The sequence below is a fragment of the Hydrogenophaga sp. genome (genome assembly GCF_031426985.1).
Classification (GTDB): Bacteria; Pseudomonadota; Gammaproteobacteria; order Burkholderiales; family Burkholderiaceae_C; genus Hydrogenophaga.
Genome location: NZ_JASJOY010000022.1, coordinates 13,114 through 35,920 on the forward strand (window position 1 = coordinate 13,114; position 22,807 = coordinate 35,920).

23 protein-coding genes are annotated in these 22,807 nt (G+C 67.6%); 5 read left to right on the forward strand and 18 right to left on the reverse strand.

The features are described 5' to 3' along the window. Positions 1–5: 5 nt before the first annotated feature. From RMP09_RS02955 to RMP09_RS02990, 8 genes are all read right to left on the reverse strand, one after another. Positions 6–1,340: a TAXI family TRAP transporter solute-binding subunit gene (locus RMP09_RS02955; protein WP_310564513.1), complete on the reverse strand. Its 1,335-nt coding sequence runs from the start codon at positions 1,338–1,340 to the stop codon at positions 6–8. 167 nt (positions 1,341–1,507) lie between these two features. Further along, on the reverse strand, positions 1,508–3,067 hold the full coding sequence (locus tag RMP09_RS02960; RefSeq protein WP_310564514.1) for a methyl-accepting chemotaxis protein: 1,560 nt from the start codon (positions 3,065–3,067) through the stop codon (positions 1,508–1,510). 215 nt (positions 3,068–3,282) lie between these two features. Further along, on the reverse strand, positions 3,283–3,651 hold the full coding sequence (locus tag RMP09_RS02965) for a copper-binding protein (RefSeq protein WP_310564515.1): 369 nt from the start codon (positions 3,649–3,651) through the stop codon (positions 3,283–3,285). A gap of 30 nt (positions 3,652–3,681) precedes the next feature. Next, complete coding sequence (locus RMP09_RS02970; protein WP_310564516.1) at positions 3,682–4,158, reverse strand: DUF411 domain-containing protein; 477 nt, start codon at positions 4,156–4,158, stop codon at positions 3,682–3,684. A gap of 198 nt (positions 4,159–4,356) precedes the next feature. After that, complete coding sequence (locus tag RMP09_RS02975; protein WP_310564517.1) at positions 4,357–5,112, reverse strand: amino acid ABC transporter ATP-binding protein; 756 nt, start codon at positions 5,110–5,112, stop codon at positions 4,357–4,359. Between the two features lie 31 nt (positions 5,113–5,143). Next, entirely contained in the window at positions 5,144–6,247 is a 1,104-nt protein-coding gene (locus tag RMP09_RS02980; protein ID WP_310564518.1) for an amino acid ABC transporter permease, read from the reverse strand. Positions 6,248–6,249: 2 nt separating this feature from the next. Continuing rightward, positions 6,250–7,449, reverse strand: coding sequence for an ABC transporter permease subunit (locus RMP09_RS02985; protein ID WP_310564519.1), 1,200 nt, complete (start codon positions 7,447–7,449; stop codon positions 6,250–6,252). Positions 7,450–7,555: 106 nt separating this feature from the next. After that, entirely contained in the window at positions 7,556–8,584 is a 1,029-nt protein-coding gene (locus RMP09_RS02990; protein WP_310564520.1) for an amino acid ABC transporter substrate-binding protein, read from the reverse strand. A 324-nt stretch (positions 8,585–8,908) separates the two neighbouring features. Between RMP09_RS02990 and RMP09_RS02995 the strand changes: the two genes are divergently transcribed. After that, positions 8,909–10,612: a long-chain fatty acid--CoA ligase gene (locus tag RMP09_RS02995; RefSeq protein ID WP_310564521.1), complete on the forward strand. Its 1,704-nt coding sequence runs from the start codon at positions 8,909–8,911 to the stop codon at positions 10,610–10,612. Between the two features lie 29 nt (positions 10,613–10,641). Further along, positions 10,642–10,884, forward strand: a complete 243-nt coding sequence (locus tag RMP09_RS03000; RefSeq protein WP_310564522.1) for a hypothetical protein — start codon at positions 10,642–10,644, stop codon at positions 10,882–10,884. 21 nt (positions 10,885–10,905) lie between these two features. Here RMP09_RS03000 and RMP09_RS03005 read toward each other — a convergent pair whose 3' ends face one another. Both RMP09_RS03005 and RMP09_RS03010 read right to left on the reverse strand, forming a co-directional pair. Further along, on the reverse strand, positions 10,906–11,769 hold the full coding sequence (locus RMP09_RS03005) for a DUF2189 domain-containing protein (RefSeq protein WP_310564523.1): 864 nt from the start codon (positions 11,767–11,769) through the stop codon (positions 10,906–10,908). Positions 11,770–11,903: 134 nt separating this feature from the next. After that, entirely contained in the window at positions 11,904–12,362 is a 459-nt protein-coding gene (locus tag RMP09_RS03010; RefSeq protein WP_310564524.1) for a hemerythrin domain-containing protein, read from the reverse strand. 122 nt (positions 12,363–12,484) lie between these two features. On the opposite strand from RMP09_RS03010, the gene RMP09_RS03015 reads away from it, so the two are divergent. Next, positions 12,485–13,228 carry a 2OG-Fe dioxygenase family protein gene (locus RMP09_RS03015; RefSeq protein ID WP_310564526.1) on the forward strand — a complete coding sequence of 248 codons (744 nt, stop codon included), beginning with the start codon at positions 12,485–12,487 and terminating at the stop codon, positions 13,226–13,228. Between the two features lie 145 nt (positions 13,229–13,373). Next, positions 13,374–14,444 (forward strand): calcium:proton antiporter, encoded by a 1,071-nt coding sequence (locus RMP09_RS03020; protein WP_409559675.1) that lies wholly within the window; start codon positions 13,374–13,376, stop codon positions 14,442–14,444. 15 nt (positions 14,445–14,459) lie between these two features. On the opposite strand, the gene RMP09_RS03025 is transcribed toward RMP09_RS03020, so the two are convergent. The 8 genes from RMP09_RS03025 to RMP09_RS03060 all read right to left on the reverse strand — a co-directional run bounded on the left by RMP09_RS03025 (position 14,460) and on the right by RMP09_RS03060 (position 21,383). After that, positions 14,460–14,759, reverse strand: coding sequence for a YkvA family protein (locus RMP09_RS03025; RefSeq protein ID WP_310564527.1), 300 nt, complete (start codon positions 14,757–14,759; stop codon positions 14,460–14,462). A gap of 201 nt (positions 14,760–14,960) precedes the next feature. Beyond that, entirely contained in the window at positions 14,961–16,163 is a 1,203-nt protein-coding gene (locus RMP09_RS03030; protein WP_310564528.1) for an AGE family epimerase/isomerase, read from the reverse strand. A 2-nt stretch (positions 16,164–16,165) separates the two neighbouring features. Further along, on the reverse strand, positions 16,166–16,831 hold the full coding sequence (locus tag RMP09_RS03035; RefSeq protein ID WP_310564530.1) for an ATP-binding protein: 666 nt from the start codon (positions 16,829–16,831) through the stop codon (positions 16,166–16,168). A 9-nt stretch (positions 16,832–16,840) separates the two neighbouring features. Beyond that, positions 16,841–17,125, reverse strand: coding sequence for a septum formation initiator family protein (locus RMP09_RS03040; protein WP_310564531.1), 285 nt, complete (start codon positions 17,123–17,125; stop codon positions 16,841–16,843). Positions 17,126–17,235: 110 nt separating this feature from the next. Continuing rightward, complete coding sequence (gene eno / locus RMP09_RS03045) at positions 17,236–18,522, reverse strand: phosphopyruvate hydratase (RefSeq protein WP_310564532.1); 1,287 nt, start codon at positions 18,520–18,522, stop codon at positions 17,236–17,238. A gap of 34 nt (positions 18,523–18,556) precedes the next feature. Beyond that, positions 18,557–18,862: a DUF1330 domain-containing protein gene (locus tag RMP09_RS03050; RefSeq protein ID WP_310564533.1), complete on the reverse strand. Its 306-nt coding sequence runs from the start codon at positions 18,860–18,862 to the stop codon at positions 18,557–18,559. Further along, the gene (kdsA, locus tag RMP09_RS03055; RefSeq protein ID WP_310564534.1) at positions 18,859–19,713 is read right to left on the reverse strand and encodes a 3-deoxy-8-phosphooctulonate synthase; all 855 of its coding nucleotides are present in this window, start codon (positions 19,711–19,713) and stop codon (positions 18,859–18,861) included. The genes RMP09_RS03050 and kdsA overlap by 4 nt, the downstream gene beginning before the upstream one ends. A gap of 11 nt (positions 19,714–19,724) precedes the next feature. After that, the gene (locus RMP09_RS03060) at positions 19,725–21,383 is read right to left on the reverse strand and encodes a CTP synthase (RefSeq protein WP_310564535.1); all 1,659 of its coding nucleotides are present in this window, start codon (positions 21,381–21,383) and stop codon (positions 19,725–19,727) included. A 127-nt stretch (positions 21,384–21,510) separates the two neighbouring features. Between RMP09_RS03060 and coaBC the strand changes: the two genes are divergently transcribed. Next, positions 21,511–22,740, forward strand: a complete 1,230-nt coding sequence (coaBC, locus tag RMP09_RS03065; protein WP_310564536.1) for a bifunctional phosphopantothenoylcysteine decarboxylase/phosphopantothenate--cysteine ligase CoaBC — start codon at positions 21,511–21,513, stop codon at positions 22,738–22,740. Positions 22,741–22,807: the final 67 nt, after the last annotated feature.

Consider the following 22,807-nt stretch of genomic DNA (forward strand, 5'->3'; position numbering starts at 1 on the left):
CTGTGTCAGCCCTTGCGTTGCAGCTTGTTGCGCACCAGCGCGATGTTGTTGCGCAGCGCGTAGAGCTCGTCGGTGAAGGCCAGCGGCATCACCACCTTCTCCACCTTGGCCTCCATCTCGGCCAGTTCGTCCAGCAGCTGCTGCTCGCTCACACCGTCGGCGGCAGCGGTCTCGTGGCGCTGCTCGATGTCGCGCAGCTCGGCGTACCAGCGGAACACGCGCGAGCGGATGCGGAAGGTGTAGAGCGGCGGGATGATGCGCGAGAGCGGCAGCGCCAGGGCGATGATCAGGCCCATGGCCAGCCACATGCGCTCGATCAGGTTGGCCAGCCAGAACGGCAGGTAGCGCTGCAGGAAGGGCGGGCCGTTCTTGATGGCGCGCACCGCCTCGGGCGAGAGCGGCACCTCGCTGTGTTCCAGGCTGGGGTATTCGCGGGCCCGGTTGAACCAGCTGGCGCCGCCGTGCAGGCTGGTCGCCGTCTGCGCGAACAGCTGCAGGATCGCGGGGTGCGTCTTCGCGCTGGCCAGCAGGCTGGTGGTGGAGGCCACCAGGCGCACGTCGCGTTCGGGAATGTTTTTCGACAGCTCTACCACGCCCTGCGGCATGACCACCGGCGTGAGGTAACCAAAGCGGCGCGAATAGGCCTCGCTCTGCGCAAAGTCCATCAGCCGGATGCCGGGCGACTGCAGCAGCATCTGCACCATCAGCGACTCGGGCGCCGAGGCGAACACCACCGCATCGAGCTCGCCGTCGAGAAACCCCACCGTGGCCGGCGTCTGGGCCAGCTCGCTGAGCTGGAGCTGTTGGCGTTCCACGCGGTTGACGTCCAGCAGGGTGCCGAACAGGCGCGGCACGCCGCTGCCGGCGGTGCCCACGTTGACGCGCCAGTCCCGCAGGTCGGGCAGGCTGGCCACCGTGGGGGTGTGGTTCAGGCGCTGCGCGGCGTCTTCGCGGTAGAACAGCCACAGCGGTTCGACGAACAGGCTGCCGAGCGAGACGATGGATTCTTCGTCGTCGTAGCCGATGTCGGCGCTGCCGCCCTGCACGAAGCCCAGATCGGCCCGGCCGGTGCGCAGCAGTTCCAGGTTGTCGGAAGAGCCTTCGGTGGGCAGCAGTTCAACCGTGATGCCGTAGCGGCGCAGGGCGTCGGCGTAGCGTTTGCCGAACGCGTCGTAGGCGCTTTGTGCGGGGCCGGTGGCCAGCACCACACGTTTGGGCGGGTTGGGGTCCAGCCACCAGTAGGCCAGGCCCAGCAGGGCGATGGTCAGCAGCGCGAAGGGGCCAATGGACACCAGCAGGTCGCGCAGCGAGAGCAGGGTGTAGCGGATGTTGCGGGGCATGCCGCCACCTTAGCACGCACCTGCCTGCGGCCCGTCAGGCAGCGACCCGCGTCAGCGGCGGAGCGTGGGGGCGCCTGCGATCCGGCGCCGGGTCGCCCCAAGCCGGATCAGCCCCCCCCTGGGGGGCAGCGACCCGCGCCAGCGGCGGAGCGTGGGGGCTCAAGTCCTCACATGCGGAAGATGCGCACCGATTCCTGCATCACCTGCGCCTGGGCCTGCAGCGAGCTGGCGGCGGCGGCGAGTTCCTCGACCATGGCCGAGTTCTGCTGCGTGACCGAATCGAGCTGGCCGATGGCCTGGTTGATCTGCGACAGGCCCGACGACTGCTCGCGCGAGGCGCTGGTGATCTCGCTGATCAGGCCGTTGACCTGCTGCACCGCCTCGACCACGTGGCCCATGGTCTTGCCGGCGTTGTTCACGCGGGCACCTCCCTGGGCCACCTGGCTGGCGGATTCGTCGATCAGGGTCTTGATCTCTTTGGCGGCGGTGGACGTGCGCTGCGCCAGGCTGCGCACCTCGGCCGCCACCACCGCAAAGCCCCGGCCCTGCTCGCCCGCGCGGGCCGCTTCCACCGCGGCGTTGAGCGCGAGGATGTTGGTCTGGAACGAGATACCTTCGATGACCTGGATGATGTCGCCGATGCGGCTGGACGAGCGGCTGATGTCGTCCATGGTGCTGATCACGTCGGCCATGGCGGCGTTGCCTTCGCGGGCCACCGCGGCCGCGCGTTCGGACAGGCCGCTGGCTTCGCGCGCCGAGTTGCTGCTGTGTTCCACCGTGCTGGTCAGCTCCTCCATGGACGCGGCGGTTTCCTCCAGGCTGCTGGCCTGCGATTCGGTGCGGGCCGAGAGGTCCTGGTTGCCGCTGGCGATTTCATTGGACGCGACCTGCACGCCTTCGACTTCGCGCCGCACGTCGGAGACGACCGCCTGCAGGTTGACGTTGAGCTGGTTGAGCGCGCGCGCAAGTTCGCCGAACTCGCCGCCCCCCAGGGCGCCGATGCGGGCCGAGAGGTCGCCGGCGGCCATCTGGTTGGCGAAGTCCACGGCGCGCTCCAGCGGTGCCACCATCAGGCGGCGCATGAAGGCAGCGGTGGCGATGGCCAGCACCGCGGTGATGCCCCAGGCCGCCAGGTGCCAGACCTCGGCCATGCCTTCGGTGGCGCTTTCGATGAACTGGATCACAAACGCCATGGCCAGCGCGATGGCGCCGAGTTTCTTGCCCAGGGTGGGGCGCAGCCAGCGCTGCAGGTGGCCACGCCAGCCGGTGCGCACCAGGCGGGCATGGTGCAGGGCGATGGTCGGTCGGCCCGACTCGGCTTCGGTGCGCAGGCGGGTGTACAGCGCCTGGGCCTGTTCGATCTGTTCGCGGCTGGGCTTGGTGCGCACCGACAGGTAGCCGGTGACCTGTCCGTTCTGAACGATGGGGGTGGCGTTGGCCAGCACCCAGTAGTGGTCGCCGTTCTTGCGGCGGTTCTTCACCAGGGCCGACCAGGGCGAACCGCCTTGCAGCGTGGCCCACATGTCGCGGAAGGCTTCCGCGGGCATGTCGGGGTGGCGCACCAGGTTGTGCGGCTGCCCGAGCAGCTCTTCGCGGCTGTAGCCGCTGACGGCGATGAAGGCCGGGTTGCAGTAGGTGATGCGGCTGGTGAGGTCCGTGGTGGAGACCAGGGTGAGGCCATCCGGGACCACGAACTCTTGCTGGCTGACGGGCAGGTTGGTTCTCATGGTGGTTCCGGGAAAAGGGGTGTGTAGTCTTCGTCACCTGGACGACGTTCTTGAAGCCCAGGTCGGTCGGATCGACCAGCGGTGACGAAAGTCTAGGGAAGCCCCGGCGGGCCGACAGCGCGAAAAAAGCCCGGGCGGTGGTGCTGTTCGTGCGCCACCGCCCGGGCTGTACCACCCATGCCTGACGGCCGCGCCGTCCCTGCGTACCTTTGACTTCAGGGCCGCTTTTCGATCTGCAGCACCGTGTAGACGCCCAGCAACTTCTCGGCGGTGAAGCGGACCGGGTCACCCACCGCCAGCCCGGTCAGGCTGGCGGGATCGCGCACCTGGAACACCATGGTCATGGGCGGCATGTCCAGGTTCTTGATGTCGCCGTGCTGGAGGCTGACTTTGCCGGCCGCGGTGTCGATGCGGCGCACGTGCGCATCGGTCCAGGGCAGTTCGGCCGCGGCGGGGGCGCTCGGGGCCGCGGGCGTGTGCGCATGGTCGTGACCCGCGGTCGTCTGGGCCGTGGCTGGCGCGGCCAGCACCAGCAACGCGAGCATGGCACCGCACAGGGCGGTGTTCCGTGAAAGGAAAGGCATGGGAAGGCTCCGAAGGACAACGGGGCGTGATCAGCCGCGGTGGTAGGACTGGTAGACCCGGCTGCTGCCGTCGCGCTGCACCAGCAGCACGTCGTAGGGGTCTTTGCGGCCGCCGTACTCGGGGCCGTCCATGCCGGGGCTGCCCACCGGCATGCCCGGCACGGTGAGCCCGATGGCCGCGGGCTTTTCGGCCAGCAGGCGGCGGATCTCGCGCGTGTTCACATGGCCTTCGACCACGTAGCCGTCGATCAGGGCGGTGTGGCAGGAGCCGTACTTCACCGGCAGGCCCAGGCGCTGGCGCACCGCGGTGTTGCCGGTCTCGAAGACCTGGACCTGGAAGCCGTCGCGCTGGAGGTAGGCGATCCAGTCCTTGCAGCAGCCGCAGCTGGGATCTTTCCAGACCTGCAGCACGGGCAGTGCGGGGGTGGTGGGGGTGGCGGCGCGGGCCGTGAGCGCGGTGGCGCTCAGCAGCGAGGCAGCGCCGATCAGCAGGGAACGTCGTTGCATGGGGTGGTCCATTCAGAACAGAAGGGGCGGGGTTGGGGCGTGGTGCCTAGGAGGCCGGCCTCGACAGGGCCCAGGGTCCGGCAGGCCGTTCGAAGCCGCCGGGCCGCTGGAAGTTCCACCCGATCTCGCGCCGCTGGCCGGCGGGATTGGACCGCCTGCCCCGGCGCAGGGGCAGGGGGCTGGTGTTGCCAGGGCCGCTCAGTGCCCCAGGATCTTGGACAGGAAGTCCTTGCTGCGCTCGTTCTGGGGGTGGTTGAAGAACTCGTCGGGCGTGTTCTGCTCGACCACCTGGCCCTGGTCCATGAAGATCACACGGTCGGCCACGGCTTTGGCAAAGCCCATCTCGTGCGTCACGCACAGCATGGTCATGCCCTGGTCGGCCAGGCCGATCATCACGTCCAGCACCTCCTTGATCATTTCCGGGTCGAGCGCCGAGGTCGGCTCGTCGAACAGCATGATCTTGGGTGTGAGGCACAGCGCACGCGCGATCGCCACGCGCTGCTGCTGACCGCCGGAGAGCTGCAGCGGGTACTTGTTGGCGTGCTCGGCGATGCGCACGCGTTCGAGCTGGTGCATGGCCTTCTCGATCGCCTCGTTGCGCGGCATCTTGGCGACCCAGGTGGGCGAGAGGATCAGGTTCTCCAGCACGGTCAGGTGCGGGAACAGGTTGAACTGCTGGAACACCATGCCCACTTCGCGGCGCACGCGGTCCACGCCCTTGAGGTCGTCGCCGACCACGGTGCCGTCGACGGTGAGCTTGCCTTCCTGGTATTCCTCCAGCGCGTTGATGCAGCGGATCAGTGTGGACTTGCCCGAACCCGACGGGCCGCAGATCACGACCTTCTCGCCCTTGGCGAAGTCGAGGTTGATGTCGCGCAGCACGTGGTAGCCATTGCTGGCGTACCACTTGTTGACGTTTTCGAAGCGGATGATGGGAGCTTCTGGCTGGCTCATGGAGGGCTTTCGGTTGGAAGGTGTTCTGTGGTCAGCGGACTTTGCTGACGGCGGTGCGCTTTTCCACCCAGAGGGAGTAGCGCGACATGGCGAAACAGAACACGAAATAGATCAGCGTGATGAAGAAATAGGCTTCGAGCTTGAACGGGCGCCAGTCGGCGTCGGCGTTGAGCGCCAGGGCCAGCGCGCCGGTGAGTTCGTAGAGCGAGACGATGGTCACCAGCGAGGTGTCCTTGAACATGCCGATGAAGGTGTTCATGAGCGAGGGCACGACCATGGTCAGCGCCTGCGGCAGCACGATCTTGCGCTGTGCCTGCCAGTAGCTCAGGCCCAGGGTCGCGGCCGCCTCGGTCTGGCCCTTGGGCAGGGCCTGCAGACCGCCGCGCACCACCTCGGCCATGTAGGCGGCCGAGAACAGGGTGATCGCCACCAGCACGCGGATCAGCACGTCGATGCTCACGCCCTCGGGCATGAACAGGGGCAGCATGAACGAGGCCATGAACAGCACCGTGATCAGCGGCACGCCGCGGATCAGCTCCACGTACAGCGTGCACAGGGTCTTGATGGCGGGCATGTTGGAGCGGCGCCCCAGCGCCACCAGGATGGACAGCGGAAAGGCCAGGGTCATGCCGATCACGGTCAGCATCACGGTCAGCGGCAGGCCGCCCCACTGGTCGGTGTCCACCGGCGTCAGGCCGAACCAGCCGCCCTTCATGAGGACGAAGTAGAGCGCCAGCATGACGGCCCAGACGGCGGCGAGCCATCGGTTCCAGAAGCGCGGCATGCAGCTCATGGCGACCACGCCGAGCATGAGTGCGGTGGCGATCACCGGGCGCCAGTGTTCAGCCTGCGGGTAGCGGCCCATCACGATGAGGCGGCCTTTTTCCGTGACCACACCCCAGCAGGCGCCAACGCCCCGGGCGTTGTTGCAGGCTTCCAGGTTGGCGCCGAAGACGGCGTTGAACAGCACCCAGTCCATGCTTTTGGCCAAGGTCAGCAGCACGACCGAGAGCAGCAGCAGCGTCATGGCGCTGTTGGTGGGGCTGGAGAACAGGTTGGCCTTGAGCCAGGCCACGATGCCGGTGCGCTGGCCCGGCATCGGGCGTGCGGAAATGTTCTGATGGGTCTGTGACATGGCTATCTTTCCTGGATGGCTGCGCTGGCGTTGAACCAGTTCATCAGTGCCGAGGTGATGAGCGAGAGCGTGAGGTAGACCAGCATCACGATGGACAGGGCCTCGATGGCGCGGCCGGTCTGGTTGAGCGTGGTGTTCGCGATCGACACCAGCTCGGGGTAGCCCACGGCCACGGCGAGCGAGGAGTTCTTGGTCAGGTTCAGGTACTGGCTGGTCAGGGGCGGGATGATCACGCGCAGTGCCTGCGGCAGCACCACCAGGCGCATGGCCTGGCGCTTGTTCAGCCCGAGCGAAGCCGCGGCTTCGTGCTGCCCCAGCGAGACCGAGGCAATGCCCGAGCGCACGATCTCGGCAATGAACGACGCGGTGTACAGCACCAGACCGAGCAGCAGGGAACCGAATTCGGGGCTGAACACGCCGCCGTTTTCGATCTGGAAATCGCCCTTTGTGGGGATCTCCCATCCGGTGGGCGCTCCCCCCGCGAGCCAGCCGGCCACGGCCAGGCCGGCGATCAGGGCCAGCGACAGCCAGAGCACCGGTCGTTGCTGCCCGGTCTGGTCAAAGTGCCGCTGCGCCTTGCGGGCGTAGAGGTAGGCGCCGATCGTCCCCAGCACCAGTCCGACGAGCGCCAGCGTCTGCCCCAGTTGCCACACCGGCCAGGGGAAGGAAAAACCGTTCTTGCTCAGATAGAAGTGCCCGACCTGCCAGGCCTGTTCGAAGTTGGGCAGCAGTTCGGTGAACACGATGTACCAGATCAGCAGCTGCAGGTAGACCGGCACGTTGCGGAAAAACTCGACGTAGCCGTAGCAGAGCTTGCGCACCAGGAAGTTGGCCGAGAAGCGGCCAACGCCGATCAGCGTGCCGACGAGGGTGGCCAGCACGATGCCGATCACGGCCACCTTGAGCGTGTTGAGCAGGCCGATGGAAAACGCGGTCCAGTAGGTGCTCATCACCTCGTAGGGAATCAGCGTCTCGCTGATGTCGAAACCGAACGGCTGACCCATGAAGTCGTAGCCGCTCTGGATGCCGCGCTCGCGCATGTTGCGCAGCGTGTTGCGCACCAGCAGCCAGGCCAGGGTCACCACCGAAACGATGGCCACGATCTGGTAGATGACGCTGCGGCCTTCACGGCTGTGCCAGGAGATCGAGCGCCGCTTTCTGGGCGGCAGTGGCCGCGCGGGTATCAAGGGCAGATGGGACATGGGGTCGTTCCCGGAAGTCGTGGCTAAAAAAATGGCACAAGCGCCCTACGAAACCCGTTCATAGGTCGCTTGTGCCTGCTGCGGCAAGCGCCAGCGTTGGGGGGGATCAGCGCAGCGGGGCTGCGTACATCAGGCCACCCTTGTTCCACTGCGCGTTCTTGCCGCGCGGCAGGTTCAGCGCGGTCTTCGGACCGGCGTTGCGTTCAAAGACTTCACCGTAGTTGCCCACGGCCTTGATCGAGCGGGCCAGCCATTCCTTGTCCAGGCCCAGGTGCTTGCCCAGGTCTTCGGTGGCGCCCAGCATGCGGCCGACTTGCGGGTCGGTGCTCTTCTTCATCTCGTCCACGTTGGCCTGGGTGATGCCGTATTCCTCGGCTTCGATCAGGCCGTTGAGCACCCACTTGGAGATCGCGAAGAACTCGTCGTCACCGCGGCGCACCATCGGGCCCAGGGGCTCTTTGGAGATCAGGTCGGGCAGGATCACATGGGCCGTCGGGTCCTTGGCTTCCTTGGCGCGGATCGAGGCCAGGCCCGATGCGTCGGTGGTGTAGGCCTGGCAACGGCCCGAGAAATAGGCGCCGGTGGAGGCTTCAAGCTTTTCAAACACCACGGCCTTGATGTTCAGGCCATTGGCGCGCGAGAAGTCGGTCAGGTTCTTTTCGGTGGTGGTGCCGGACTGCACGCACACCGTGGCGCCCTTGAGCTGCTTGGCACTGGTGATCTTGCCCTTGTTGACCATGAAGCCCTGGCCGTCGTAGTAGTTCACGCCGACGAAGTTCAGGCCCAGCGATGCGTCGCGCGAGAGGGTGTTGGTGGTGTTGCGCGAGAGCACGTCCACTTCGCCGGACTGCAGGGCGGTGAAGCGCTGCTGGGCGGTCAGGGGCACCCACTTGACTTTGCCGGCATCGCCCAGCACCGCGGCGGCCACGGCCTTGCAGTAGTCCACGTCCATGCCGGTCCAGGCACCGCTGCTGTCGGCGGCGGAGAAGCCGGCCAGGCCCACGTTCACACCACACACCAGCTGTCCGCGCGCCTTGATGGCGTCCAGTGTCTTGCCGGCGTGTGCCGGGGCGGCCGCCAGGGTGGCCATGGCGGCCACGATGGAGGCGGTCAGTTTGAGAGATTTGAAGGACATGCGTTTCTCCTGTTGGTTGAGGGCTGTTGTTGGCGATGCCATGAGACGCTTCTGTGCACCAGAATGGGCTGCATCGGCGGGCAGCGCAGACTGTAGACGGCGCCCCCGGCGCGGGTCATCGGGGTTTACGTGGGAACTTCATGTGATTTATGCATGGGTACATCACCATCGATCCGCGTGCCCACGCCAGCATCCAAGCACGAGGCGTGCCACGGGCAGCTCGTCCCGGTCGCGACATCGGTGCTTTTCTTTTCGCAGCAGGCGCACGTATGCTTTTTCCAAGGTCGCCGCGGGTGGCCGTACAACGACACAGGAGACAGACCCATGCCAGCCGCCGACGCGCCACAGCGCCCCCACCACCGTTTCTGGCCCAAGCGGCTGCCGCATCGCATCACACCACCGGCCACCTCGCTGTGGTTCAACCTGGTGGTCAGCGCCACGCGCTATCCGGACAAGCCGGCCCTGGTCTTCTTCGACAGGTCCACCACCTACCGCGAGCTGCACGACCAGGCCGAGCGCCTGGCCGCGCATCTGCACGCGAACGGCGTGAAGGCCGGTGACCGCGTCATCCTGTTCATGCAGAACTGTCCGCAGTGGGTGGTGGCGCACTACGCCATCCTGCGGGCCAATGCGGTGGTGGTGCCGGTCAACCCGATGAACCGCGCCGAAGAGCTCAAGCACTACATCACCGACCCGGACGTGAAGCTCGCCATCAGCGCGGCCGATCTGGCGAGCGATCTGCTCCAGGCCAATGCCGAGCTGCCCGAGGCGCAGCGCCTGGCACACCTGGTGGTGGCGCATTACCACGACGCCATCGGCCCGCAGGCCGAAATGCCGGCTGCGTGGGAGCCCTGGCTGAAGACGCGCCACCCGCTGCCCGCCATGCCCGGCGGCACTGTGGCCGACTGGGCCGATGCGCTGGCCTGCAGCGCCGCGCCGCCGGTGCACGACCGCATGCCCGAAGACCTGAGCGTGCTGCCCTACACCAGCGGCACCACCGGCCTGCCCAAGGGCTGCGTGCACACCCACGCCAGCCTGATGCACAACGCCGTGGCCGGCCAGCTGTGGACCGGCGGCACGCACGAGAACGTGTCGCTGGTGGTGGTGCCCATGTTCCACATCACCGGCATGGTGGTGGGCATGCATTCGGGCGTCTACACCGGGGCCACGCTGGTCATCATGCCGCGCTGGGACCGCGAGCTCGCGGGGCGCCTGATCTCCAGCTGGAGGGTCACGCACTGGACCAACATCCCCACCATGGTGATCGACCTGCTGGCCAGCCCGCGCTTCGATCAATACGACCTCTCCAGCCTGGTCTTCATCGGCGGCGGCGGCGCCGCCATGCCGCAGGCGGTGGCGCAGCGCCTGTTCGAGCAGTTCGGCCTGCGGTATGCCGAAGGCTATGGCCTGACCGAGACCGCCGCGCCGTCGCACAACAACCCGGCCGACGCCCCCAAGCAGCAGTGCCTGGGCATCCCGTTCCTTAGCGTGGACGCGCGCGTGGTGGACCCCGAAACCCTGCAGGAAATGCCACAGGGCGAGGCCGGTGAAATCATCATCCGCGGCCCGCAGGTGTTCAGCGGCTACTGGAAGCGGCCCGACGCCACGGCGGCGGCCTTCATCGACTTCAACGGACAGAAATTCTTCCGCTCCGGCGACCTCGGGCGCGTGGACGAGGACGGCTATTTCTTCATCACCGACCGCCTCAAACGCATGATCAACGCCAGCGGCTTCAAGGTCTGGCCGGCCGAGGTGGAGGCGCTGATGTTCAAGCACCCGGCCATCGCCGAGGCCTGTGTCATCAGCACCCAGGACGGCTACCGTGGCGAGAGCGTCAAGGCGGTGGTGGTGCTGCGCGAGGCCGCCCGAGGCCAGACCACGGAGCAGGACATCGTGGACTGGTGCCGCGAACACATGGCGGTCTACAAGGCCCCGCGCATGGTGCAGTTCGTCGACGCGCTGCCCAAGAGCGGCAGCGGCAAGGTGATGTGGCGGCTGCTGCAGGAGCAGGAGGCCGCGCCCACCTGAGGGCGCAGGGCCCGCGGCACAATCGGCGCATGAAGCCGATTCCGCATCCCTTGTGGCGCCTCTGGCAACCGCGGAGCCAGCTGTTCTGGCTCGTGTTGCTGGTCAATGCCCTGTCGGCCGTGCTGGTCGCCTACCTGCGGGTCGCGCAGCCCGACGGCGCTGTGCGCTGGGCGGTCAGCCTGCTGGCGTTGACCGACACGCTGCTGGGCTGGTGGCTGCTGCGCCGGCTGTGGCTGGACGGCGCCACGCCGATCGCCGGCCCGAACACCTGAGCGCCGCGGTCGGCGGCGCGCTCAGTCGTCGACGCCGGGGGCCGGCACGATGTGCCGGTAGGCGTGCCAGGTGGCGTGGCCGATCACGGGGCCGACGATGAACAGGCCCAGGAAGGCCGGCAACATCGCCAGCACGATGCTGCCGGTGATCAGCGCACCCCAGAACAGCATCACGCCCGGGTTCTGCACGCAGGCGCGGATGCTGGTCAGGCCGGCCGAGACCGCATCGACCTGGCGGTCCATGATCATGGGGATGGAGATCACGCTGGTCACGAAGATCAGGCCGGCGAACACGCCACCGACCACCGTGTAGGTGATGAGAAACCCGATGTTCTCGGGATCGAACAGCATGGCCAGCAGGTTGGCCTTCTCGGGCATGGTGTTGAAGCTCACCGCGAACACCACCAGCGCCGCGCGGCCCCAGAGCATTTCCAGGATCAGCAGCACGCCGGCAAAGATGGCCATGGTGCTCCGGGTGGGCCGCCACGCCCCCAGCGAGGCGCGCAACGATGGGCGGTGCGTGTGCGTCTGCATGGCCTTGCTGGCGTCGTACAGGCCCAGGCACAGGAAGGGCCCCATGAGCAGAAAGCCCGCGCTCAGGGCCAGCAGGTACTGGGGCGCTCTCTGGAACAGGGCCAGCAGCGCGTGGCCCATGACGAAGAAGCACAGACCGTAGAACAGGCCGATGCGCGGGCAGCGTCGGAAGTCGGCCCAGCCGAGCCGGAGCCACTGGATCGGGTCCGAGAAGCGCAGCTGCGCCAGCGGCAGGGTGAAGAGGGACGACTCGCGTTCGGCCGAACGTTCATCGGCCGCGGGTGAGGGTGTGGTGTCGGTCGGCTCGGGCGGTGTTGCCTCTGTTGCCGCCGCGTGTAGGGCATCTGCCATGGTTGTCTCCGTTCGGGAAACAATATAACCATTGACAAATATCAAGCCGCATATGGTTTACCCCATGGGGTAGCAGGGTCTTGCCGGGCGGCGGCGCCAGATCGGCCGTTGCATCCGCCGTTTTCGGCGGCCCGTCAGTGGGGGTGCGCGCCGCGGTGCGGGCCGCTGTCGCGGTGCCCCGGGGCCTCCGCGCGTTCGCTCATTTCCCGGCGCATGTGCAGCGCCAGCGCCGCGTCCAGCGACTGGGTGTGTTTGGCGAACCAGGCCGCCAATTCGCCGGCCATTTCTCGCACCGGTTGCAGGTCGCCCGCGCGCGCCATGGCCAGGCCCTCGCGCAGCACGTTGAGCACCACCCGGTGCTGCAGGATGTGGTTGTCGGCCGACGCAAAACGCGTCTTGCGCATCCATTCGTCTTCGCGTCCGAAGTGGTGCACGGTGTGGTCGAGCACCGCCGACCAGGCCTGGGGCAGGGCGTCGTCGGGGGCGGTCTGGGCCATGGCCAGCAGGTCCACAAATTCGCGATGGACCTTGTCCATGGGTTCAAAGTCCAGCAGCAGGGCGTCGGACCATTCGACGGTGTTCACAGGGTTCATAGCGGCCTCCTTCGCAATGCGCACAGCTTGACAGTGCGGGGATGGCGCCGTTTTGATCCAGCGCAGAAACTGGGCCGCCTGGCCGGTGAGCCGGCGCCGGTGCGCCGCTACACTGCCGGCCCATGAGCCTGCACGCTTACCCACCCCCCTACGTGCCCCTGAGCGGGCTGGACGACGCCCTGGCCCGCACCGGGTTTGTCCTGTTGAGTGCCGCCGATGTGCGGGGCTGGCTGCGCACCGATGCGGCCGCCCTCGATGCCCTGCACGCCAGCTGGAACGATCTGCCGCCCGACGGATTCCTCAAGGACGGTGGGCGCTACCGGCGCCGGCGCCACAGCTGCTTCGTGGTGGAGGGCGCCGAAGTGCAGCTGGCCCCGCACCGCGCGCACTGGCAGCCGCTGGAATACAACGCGCTGCACGGCGGCATGCAGCGCTGGTTCGAGCCCATGGACGGGGCGGTCGTGGCGTCGCCGCTGTGGCGCACCCTGCTGGGCACCTTGGGCCAGGCGGTGTCGGCCCTGCAAGGCGCGCGGCCCTGGTTTGTGGAGGCCCATCCCTTTCGCATCGACACCACCGACGGCATCGGCCGGCCCACGCCCGAAGGCGCGCACCGCGACGGGGTGGACCTGGTCGCCGTGTTCATGCTCGGGCGCCACGGCATCAAGGGCGGCGAGAGCCGCGTGTTCGAGGCCAACGGCCCCAGCGGCCAGCGCTTCACGCTCAGCGAACCCTGGTCGCTGCTGCTGCTGGACGACGCGCGCGTGATCCACGAGACCACGCCCATCCAGCCGCTGGTGGCCGGCGAGCTGGGCTGGCGCGACACCCTGGTGCTGACCTACCGGCGCGGCGGCTTCCAGGGCGACTGACGGCCGCGTGCCCGGACCCGGCGCGGGGCCGGTGCAAGGTCTTTTCGCGCGGGGGCACGCGCCTGCGGCGCAGCCGGGACAATGGCCCGCACCGCTGGCGCATGGGGCGCCAGTGCCCCCGTTTCCTGCCTGAAAGCCCCCGCCCATGTTGTCCTGGTTCACCGCGGTGCCGTTCGCCGCTGCCGCCGTGCTCGGCCTGTCTTTTGTCGGCATGGCGGGCGCTGGGTGGTGGATGGTGGTGTGCGCCCTGATGCTGGTGGGCGCGGTGATCGCCGCGGTGCACCACGCCGAGGTGGTGGCGCACCGGGTGGGTGAGCCGTTCGGCACCCTGGTGCTGGCAGTGGCCATCACCGTGATCGAGGTGGCGCTGATCGTCTCGATGATGCTGACTGGCGGCCCGGACAAGGCCACCCTGCCGCGCGACACCATCTATTCGGCCGTCATGATCATCTGCACCGGCGTGGTCGGCCTGTGCCTGCTGGTGGGGGGGCTGCGTCACCACGAACAGAACTTCCGCCTCGACGGCTCCAACTCCGCGCTGGCGGCCCTGGTGGCCCTGGCCGGGCTGTCGCTGGTCATGCCCACCTTCACCACCAGCGCCGGGGTGGGGCTGTACACGGTGTCGCAACTGGTGTTCGTGGGCCTGTCGTCCGTGGCCCTGTGGCTGGTGTTCGTGTTCGTGCAGACCGTGCGCCACCGCGACTATTTCCTGCCGCCCTCCGACGCCTCGAACGAGGCCGAGCACGCCCACCCGCCCGGCAACGCGCAGGCCTGGGCCAGCTTTGGCCTGCTGCTGCTGGCACTGGTGTCGGTGGTGGGGCTGGCCAAGCAGCTCTCGCCCAGCATCGAGGCGGGCGTGGCCGCGCTGGGGGCCCCCAAGGCCGTCATCGGCATCGCCATCGCGCTGCTGGTGCTGCTGCCCGAGACCTGGGCCGCCGTCCGCGCCGCGCGCGCCAACCGCCTGCAGACCAGCATGAACCTGGCGCTGGGTTCGGCGCTGGCCAGCATCGGGCTGACCATCCCGGCGGTGGTGACGGCTTCGGTGCTGCTGGGCCTGCCCCTGGTGCTGGGCCTCACGCCCAAGGACCTGGTGCTGCTGGTGCTGACCTTCATGGTCAGCACGCTCACCCTGGCCACCGGCCGCACCAACGTCATGCTGGGTGCCGTGCACCTGGTGCTGTTCGCGGCCTTCCTGTTCCTGTCGCTGGTGCCCTGACGCCGGGGGCCGGTGTCAGGTGTCGATCACCGCGGCGCGCCGGCCTGCGGCGCGCTCGTCCGCGTGGCGGCGGATGTGTGCCGGCAGACGCGCGAGCAGCCAGCGCAGCGCCATCGGCACGATGACCAGGTCGTCGACCATGCCCAGCACGGGGATCATGTCCGGGATCAGGTCGATGGGCGAGAGCAGGTAGAGCACGATGGCTGCCGCGCCGGCCTTGAGCCAGCCCGGCGCTTCCGGGTGCCCCAGCGCGAACCAGAGCCGCTTCGCATCACCGCGCACGGCCAGCCACAACACCGACAGACGTTTCCACATACCTGCACCTCCAGAACACTGGCGGTCCGGAACACCCGGACAGCGCACGGTGTGGGGCGGTAGACCGCAAATGCAGGGGCCGGGTTCCCCCAGGCGCGAGCGAGTGCTAAATCCAGCACACGCCGCGGAACCGGCTTTGCCGGGCCGCTGGCGTGGTCCCCTTTGGGGGGGCGCCGCGCAGCGGCGCAAGGGGGTACCCGATCACCCGATCACATCAAGCACATCATGGCAGGCGCCCATGGTGTGGTAGTCCACCTTGCCGGCCGGGCTCTTCTCGTCCGAGTGCTTGCGGTTGTCGGCCGTGAGGATGCGCCACCAGGCGCCGTGTTCGTGGTCCACGAAATGGCGCCAGGCATAGGCCCACAGGTGCTCGTAGGCGGCCCAGTAGCGCTGCTCGCCGGTGACGGTGGCCAGGCGCGCCGCGGCGGCCAGCGATTCGGCCTGCACCCAGAAATATTTGTCGCTGTCGCAGATGCTGCCGTCGGGTGCGAAGCCGTAGTACAGGCCGCCGTGTTCACCGTCCCAGGCCTTGTGCAGGGCGGTGTCGAAGAAGTGGCGCGCGCGTTCGACCAGGGCCGGGTTCGGGCGGCGTTCGTGCAGTTGCAGCAGCAGCTTGGTCCACTCGGTCAGGTGGCCGGGCTGGAAGCCCCAGGGCCGGAAGATGTTGGTCTTGTCGTCCTTGTTGTAGTCCCAGTCGACCGACCAGTCGGCCCGGTAGTGCTCCCAGACCAGTCCATCGGCCAGGGCGGCCTGCCGCACGGTGATGTGCTCGGCCAGCAGGGCGGCGCGGTCCAGGTAGTGCGCCTCCTGCGTGGCGTCGAAGGCGGCCAGCAGCGCTTCGCACAGGTGCATGTTGGCGTTCTGGCCGCGGTAGGGCAGCAGTTGCCAGTCGGGCGTGGCTTCGTCGGCGTACAGGCCGTGCGCGGGTTCCCAGAAACGCTGTTCCAGCAGATCAAAGGTCTGCGCGATGCCCGCATGCGCCCCGGCCACGCCCGCCATGTGCGCGTGGGCATGGGCCAGCAGCACGAAGGCCAGGCCGTAGGCGTGGTTGGTGCCGTCCAGCACGTGGGCCTTTCCGCTGCGCCAGTCCAGCAGCCAGGCGTAGCCGCCGGATTCGGGGTGGCGGTGGTGTGGCAGGAAGTCGAAGGCCTGTTGCAGCGCCTGGCGCACCAGCTCGCCACCCAGGCCGCGCCGCACCGCCATGCCCAGCGTGACCACGTAGCGGGTGCTGCTGACCAGGTGGCGCGTGTGGGCGTCGTAGACGCTGCCGTCGTCGCGCAGGAAGTGGAACAGGCCGCCGCTGGGGTCGAAGGCGCGCGGCAGGTAGAAGCCCAGCGTGTCTTCGATGTGCGCGCGCAGGAAGGCGGGGCTGCGGAAATCGGGCAAGGGAGTGGCGGGGATCATGCTCAGGCCTCGGTGGATCGTTGTTGCAGCAGCTGGGTGAAGAGACGGTGCTCGCAGTCCGGGTCGCTGCACTTCTCGCAGGTCCAGGGGCGGCGCCCCTGTTCCCAGTCGGGGTCCTGTGTCGTGAGGGACCGCTGGAGCGCGCCGCCGATGGCGCGCAGGGCCTGCTGCACGCGCAGCGCCAGTGGCCCGTACAGCGTCTGGAACGGGATGCCGGCGGCCTGCAGCTCGCGGCGCAGCACGGTGTCGGTGGCGGACCGCAGGGCCGGTCCGTCGCGGAACAGGCCGTCGGGCACCCAGGGCAGGTCCAGCCCCATCAGCAAGGTCAGCCCGTAGCGGTGCTGCTGTGCCATGGCCGCGGGCCAGAGCGAGCGGTCCTCGAAATACAGCTCGCTGTAGGCGGCGATCACCGCCGCGGTGGTGTCGGCCAGCACCACCTGGATCGTCGCGTCCTGGGTGGCGGATTCGATGGCCAGGGTCTGGGCGTTCGCGCGTGCGGCCTGTTCGTGCGCCAGCGGCGCGCGGCCCTGCGCTTCGCACCAGGTGCGCAGCTGTTCGGGGACCAGGGTGCAGGTGAGGCCCTGTGCCCGCAGCAAGGGCTGCAGGGCTTGGGCCAGTGTGGTTTTGCCGGAGGATTCGCCGCCGAGCAGGGTGACGGTCAGGGCCATGACGCGGTGTCAGGGCTTGTTCTGGGCGATCTGGACGAAGATTTCGTTGGGCTTGACCATGCCCAGGTCCTGGCGGGCGAGTTCCTCGACCATGTCCAGACCTTCCTGCAGATCGTTCACTTCGCTGGCGATCTGCTCGTTGCGCTGTTTGGCGTCGCGGTTGGTCAGCTCCAGGTCGGCCAGTGTCTGCTTCATCTGGCCCACCTGCGGCACACTGCCGCGGCCGAACCACAGCTGCGCGTGCAGCACCAGCAGCAGCGCGATCAGGAGGGCAGGGACGAAGCGGTGGGCCACGGAAGTGGTTCAGCTGGGCAGGCCGCAGCGCCGGGCCGCCCCAAGCAAGGCCAGCCCCCTTGGGGGGCAGCGACCCGCGCAGCGGCGGAGCGTGGGGGCGGTCATGGTCTTCATTTCAGGTTGTAGAACGCAGCGCGGCCGGGGTACACGGCCACGTCGCCCAGGTCTTCCTCGATGCGCAGCAGCTGGTTGTACTTGGCCATGCGGTCCGAACGCGAGAGCGAGCCGGTCTTGATCTGGCCGGCGTTGGTGCCCACGGCGATGTCGGAGATGGTGCTGTCTTCGGTCTCGCCCGAGCGGTGGCTGATCACGGCGGTGTAGCCGGCGCGCTTGGCCATCTCGATGGCGGCGAAGGTTTCGGTCAGCGTGCCGATCTGGTTGATCTTGATCAGGATCGAGTTGGCGATGCCCTTGTCGATGCCTTCTTTCAGGATCTTGGTGTTGGTGACGTACAGGTCGTCGCCCACCAGTTGCACCTTTTTGCCCAGGCGCTCGGTCAGCACCTTCCAGCCGTCCCAGTCGCCTTCGGCCATGCCGTCTTCGATGGAGATGATGGGGTACTTGTCGGCCCAGGTGGCCAGCATGTCGGTCCACTGCTCGGCGGTCAGCGCGATGCCGCCTTCGCCTTCGAGCACGTACTTGCCGTCCTTGTAGAACTCGCTGGCGGCGCAGTCCAGGCCCAGGGCGATCTGCTCACCGGCGGTGTAGCCGGCCTTGTCGATGGCCTGCAGGATCAGCTGCAGCGCGGCTTCGTGGTTCTCGACCGACGGGGCAAAGCCGCCTTCGTCACCCACGGCGGTGCTGATGTGCTTGTCGTGCAGGATGGCCTTGAGGGCATGGAACACCTCGGCGCCCCAGCGCAGGGCTTCGCGGAAACTCGGTGCGCCCACGGGGATGATCATCAGCTCCTGCAGGTCCAGCGAGTTGTTGGCGTGCGCGCCACCGTTGATGATGTTCATCATCGGCACGGGCATCTGCACCGCGCTCATGCCGCCGAAATAGCGGTACAGCGGCAGGCCGGCTTCTTCGGCGGCGGCGCGGGCCACGGCCATGGACACGGCCAGCATGGCGTTGGCGCCCAGGCGGCCCTTGTTCTCGGTACCGTCGAGGTCGATCAGGGTCTTGTCCAGGAAGGCCTGCTCGGAAGCGTCCAGGCCCAGCACGGCCTCAGAGATTTCGGTGTTGATGTTCTCGACCGCCTTGAGCACGCCCTTGCCGAGGTAACGGCTCTTGTCGCCGTCGCGCAGTTCGATGGCTTCACGGCTGCCGGTGGAGGCGCCCGACGGCACGGCCGCGCGGCCCATGACGCCGCTTTCCAGCAGCACGTCGCATTCAACGGTGGGGTTGCCGCGGCTGTCCAGCACTTCGCGGCCGACGATGTCAACGATTGCGCTCATGATTTCCTTTCGGTGGATGTTTCAATGACTGTGTTCAAAAGACCGGGGCGCTTACGCCCTCGACCAGGACCATGTTGAAAAATGCGGTGGCGCCCGCCCGCTTGGCACGGGCCTGGCGGTATTGCTCGCCGTCGTAGAAGGCCTTGGCCTGCTCGAAGCTGGGGAAGCGCAGCATGGCGATGCGCGCCGGCTGCCAGTCGCCTTCCATCACCTCGAACCGGCCACCGCGCACCAGGTACTCACCACCCGCGGCTTGCACGGCAGCAGGGGCCTCGGCCATGTACTGCTTGTACTGCTCCAGGTCGCTGATCTGCATGTCGACAATGATGTACGCACTCATTGGAAATTCTCCTCCAGCAGCGGGTTTGTTTTGGTTACGGAATCGAGGGCCACCAGCGTTTCCAGCAGCGCCTTCATGTGCCTCAGCGGCACGGCGTTGGGGCCATCGGACCAGGCTTCGGCCGGCTTGGGGTGGGTTTCCATGAACAGGCCGGCCACGCCGGCGGCGACGCCGGCACGGGCCAGCACCGGCACCATCTCGCGCGCACCACCGCTGGCACCGCCCAGGCCCCCGGGCTTCTGCACCGAATGGGTCACGTCAAACACCACCGGCGCGCCGGACTTGCGCATCTCGGCCAGGCTGGTCATGTCGGCCACGAGGTTGTTGTAGCCAAAGCTCACACCGCGCTCGCAGGCCAGGAAGCGGTCTTCCGACAGGCCTGCCTCGCGCGCGGCGGCGCGGGCCTTGTCGATCACGTTCTTCATGTCCCAGGGCGCGAGGAACTGGCCCTTCTTGATGTTCACCGGTTTGCCCGACTGGGCGACGGCGCGGATGAAATCGGTCTGGCGGCACAGGAAGGCCGGGGTCTGCAGCACGTCGACCACGCTGGCGACCTCGGCCACCTGCGATGCGTCGTGCACGTCGGTCAGGATGGGCAGCTGCAGCTGTTTGCGCACCTCTTCCAGAATCTTCAGACCGGCGTCCAGACCGACCCCGCGCTGGGTGGTGCCCGAGGACCGGTTTGCCTTGTCGAACGAGCCTTTGTAGATCAGCGGGATGCCCAGCGATGTGCAGGCTTCCTTGAGCTGGCCCGCCACATCGAGCGACATCTGCAGCCCTTCGATGGAGCAGGTGCCGGCGATCAGGAAAAACCGTTTGTCCAGTCCGACATCGAATCCGCAGAGTTGCATGGGGGCTCCGGTCAGGCCTTGGCCGCCTGTTGATGGTGTTCTACCGCGGCCTTCACGAAGGCGTTGAACAGCGGGTGGCCGTTCCACGGGGTGGACTTGAACTCGGGGTGGAACTGCACGCCGATGAACCAGGGGTGCACGCTCGATGGCAGCTCGACGATTTCGGTCAGCTGCTCGCGCTGCGTCAGCGCCGAGATCACCAGGCCGGCCTGGCGCAGCTGGTCCAGGTAGTTGACGTTGGCTTCGTAGCGGTGGCGGTGGCGCTCGGTCACCACGTCGCCATAGATGCTGTGCGCCAGCGTGCCAGGGGTCACGTCGGAGCTTTGCGCACCCAGGCGCATGGTGCCGCCCAGGTCGGAGTTGGCGTCGCGCTTCTGGATGCTGCCATCGGCGTCTTTCCACTCTTCGATCAGCGCGATCACCGGGTGCTGGCAGGCGGCATCGAACTCGGTGCTGTTGGCGCCGGCCAGGCCGGCCACGTGGCGCGCGTATTCGATGGTCGCGACCTGCATGCCCAGGCAGATGCCCAGGTAGGGCACCTTGTGTTCGCGGGCGAAGCGGGCGGTGTTGATCTTGCCTTCCACGCCGCGCTGGCCGAAGCCGCCGGGCACCAGGATGGCGTCGTATTTCGCGAGTTTTTCGGCCGCATCCGGGCCTTCCATGGTCTCGGAGTCGACGTGATCGATGCTCACCTTGACGTGGTTGCGCATGCCGGCGTGGCGCAGCGCCTCGTTGACCGACTTGTAGCTGTCCGACAGGTCGACGTATTTGCCGACCATGGCGATCTTCACCTCGCCCTGCGGGTGCTCGGTCTCGTAGACCAGGTCGTCCCAGCGCTTGAGGCTGGTGGGCGGCGTGTTCAGGCGCAGCTTGTCGCAGATCAGGCCGTCCAGGCCCTGCTCGTGCAGCACGCGCGGTACCTTGTAGATGGTGTCCACGTCAGGCATGGAGATCACGCCCCACTGCGCCACGTTGGTGAACAGGCTGATCTTCTCGCGCTCGTCATCCGGGATCAGGCGGTCGGCGCGGCACAGCAGGGCATCGGGCTGGATACCGATCTCGCGCAGCTTCTGCACCGTGTGCTGGGTCGGTTTGGTCTTGAGTTCGCCGGCGGCGGCGATCCACGGCACGTAGGTCAGGTGCACGAAGGCCGCGTTGTTGGGGCCCAGGCGCAGGCTGAGCTGGCGCACGGCTTCCAGGAAGGGCAGGGACTCGATGTCGCCCACGGTGCCGCCGATTTCAACGATGGCCACATCGACCGCGTCGGGCGTGTCGAAGCCGGCGCCGCGCTTGACGAATTCCTGGATCTCGTTAGTGACGTGCGGAATGACCTGCACCGTCTTGCCGAGGTAGTCGCCGCGGCGCTCTTTCTCGAGCACGCTCTTGTAGATCTGGCCGGTGGTGAAGTTGTTGGCCTTCTTCATGCGCGTTTCGATGAAACGCTCGTAGTGGCCGAGGTCGAGGTCGGTTTCTGCGCCGTCGTCGGTGACGAACACCTCGCCGTGCTGGAAGGGCGACATGGTGCCCGGATCCACGTTGATGTACGGGTCGAGCTTGATGAGGGTGACTTTGAGGCCGCGCGATTCGAGGATCGCGGCCAGGGAAGCAGAAGCAATGCCCTTGCCAAGGGAGGACACCACACCGCCGGTGACGAACACAAATTTGGTCATGACTCGGGCGAGCCAGGCGCTCGCAGGAGGTGGAAATGGCGATTATAAAGGGCGCCCCTGTCCGGCCCGGGACCCGGCCATTCCCGCCCGGCAGGCGAAAAACGTTCGAACTGCTACATTGCCGGCCATGAACGATCTCGCTGGAAAACACATCGTCCTGGGCCTGTCGGGTGGCATTGCCTGTTACAAGGCGGCCGAGCTGTGCCGCGCCTTGGTCAAGGACGGCGCCACCGTGCAGGTCGTCATGACCGAGGCGGCCGAACAGTTCATCACCCCGGTGACCATGCAGGCGCTGTCTGGCCGGCCGGTGTTCACCTCGCAGTGGGACGCACGCACCTCGGGCGGGGTCGACAACAACATGGCCCACATCAACCTCAGCCGCGAGGCCGACGCCATTCTGGTGGCGCCGGCCAGTGCCGACTTCATGGCCAAGCTGCTGCACGGCCGGGCCGATGACCTGCTGAGCCTGATGTGCCTGGCGCGGCCGCTGGAGAGGGTGCCGCTGATCCTGGCGCCGGCCATGAACCGCGAGATGTGGGCCCACCCGGCGACCCAGCGCAACGTGACGCAACTGCGCGCCGACGGCAGCACCGTGCTGGACGTGGGCGTGGGCGAACAGGCCTGTGGCGAAACCGGCGACGGCCGCATGCTCGAACCCGATGAACTGCTCTACGAGCTGGTGCGCTTCTTCACCCCCAAGCGGCTGGCGGGGCAACACGTGGTGGTGAGTGCCGGGCCGACGTTTGAAGCCATCGACCCGGTGCGCGGCCTGACCAACCTCTCCAGCGGCAAGATGGGTTTTGCCATCGCCCGCGCGGCGCACGAGGCGGGGGCGCAGGTGACGCTGGTGGCCGGGCCGGTGAGCCTGCCCACGCCGCGCGGCGTGGGGCGCATCAACGTGAAGTCGGCGCTGAACATGCAGAAGACGCTGAACGTGCTGGCGCAGAACGCCACCGTGTTCGTGTCGGCCGCGGCGGTGGCCGACTGGCGGCCTGCGGTGGCCGCCGAGCAGAAGATCAAGAAAGACGGCTCGGGTGCCGTGCCCACGCTCGGCTTCGTGGAGAACCCCGACATCCTGGCCGAGATCGCGGCCACGCCACGTGCGCGCGTCGGCCAGCTGTATTGCGTGGGTTTTGCTGCCGAGAGCCAGGACCTGCTGGCCAACGCCCAGGCCAAGCGCGCGCGCAAGGGCGTGCCGCTGCTGGTGGGCAACATCGGGCCCGACACCTTCGGACAGGACGACAACGCGCTGTTGCTGATCGACGAGCAGGGCAACACCGAACTGCCGCGGGCGTCCAAGCTGGCGCTGGCGCGCCAGCTGGTGGCCGAGATCGCGCGCCGCCTGCCGACGGTCTGAGCTCTGCGCCGGCTTGCCGTGCCCCACGGGCGGGGCGTATCATTTGAATAAGCCTATGCTTATTTTG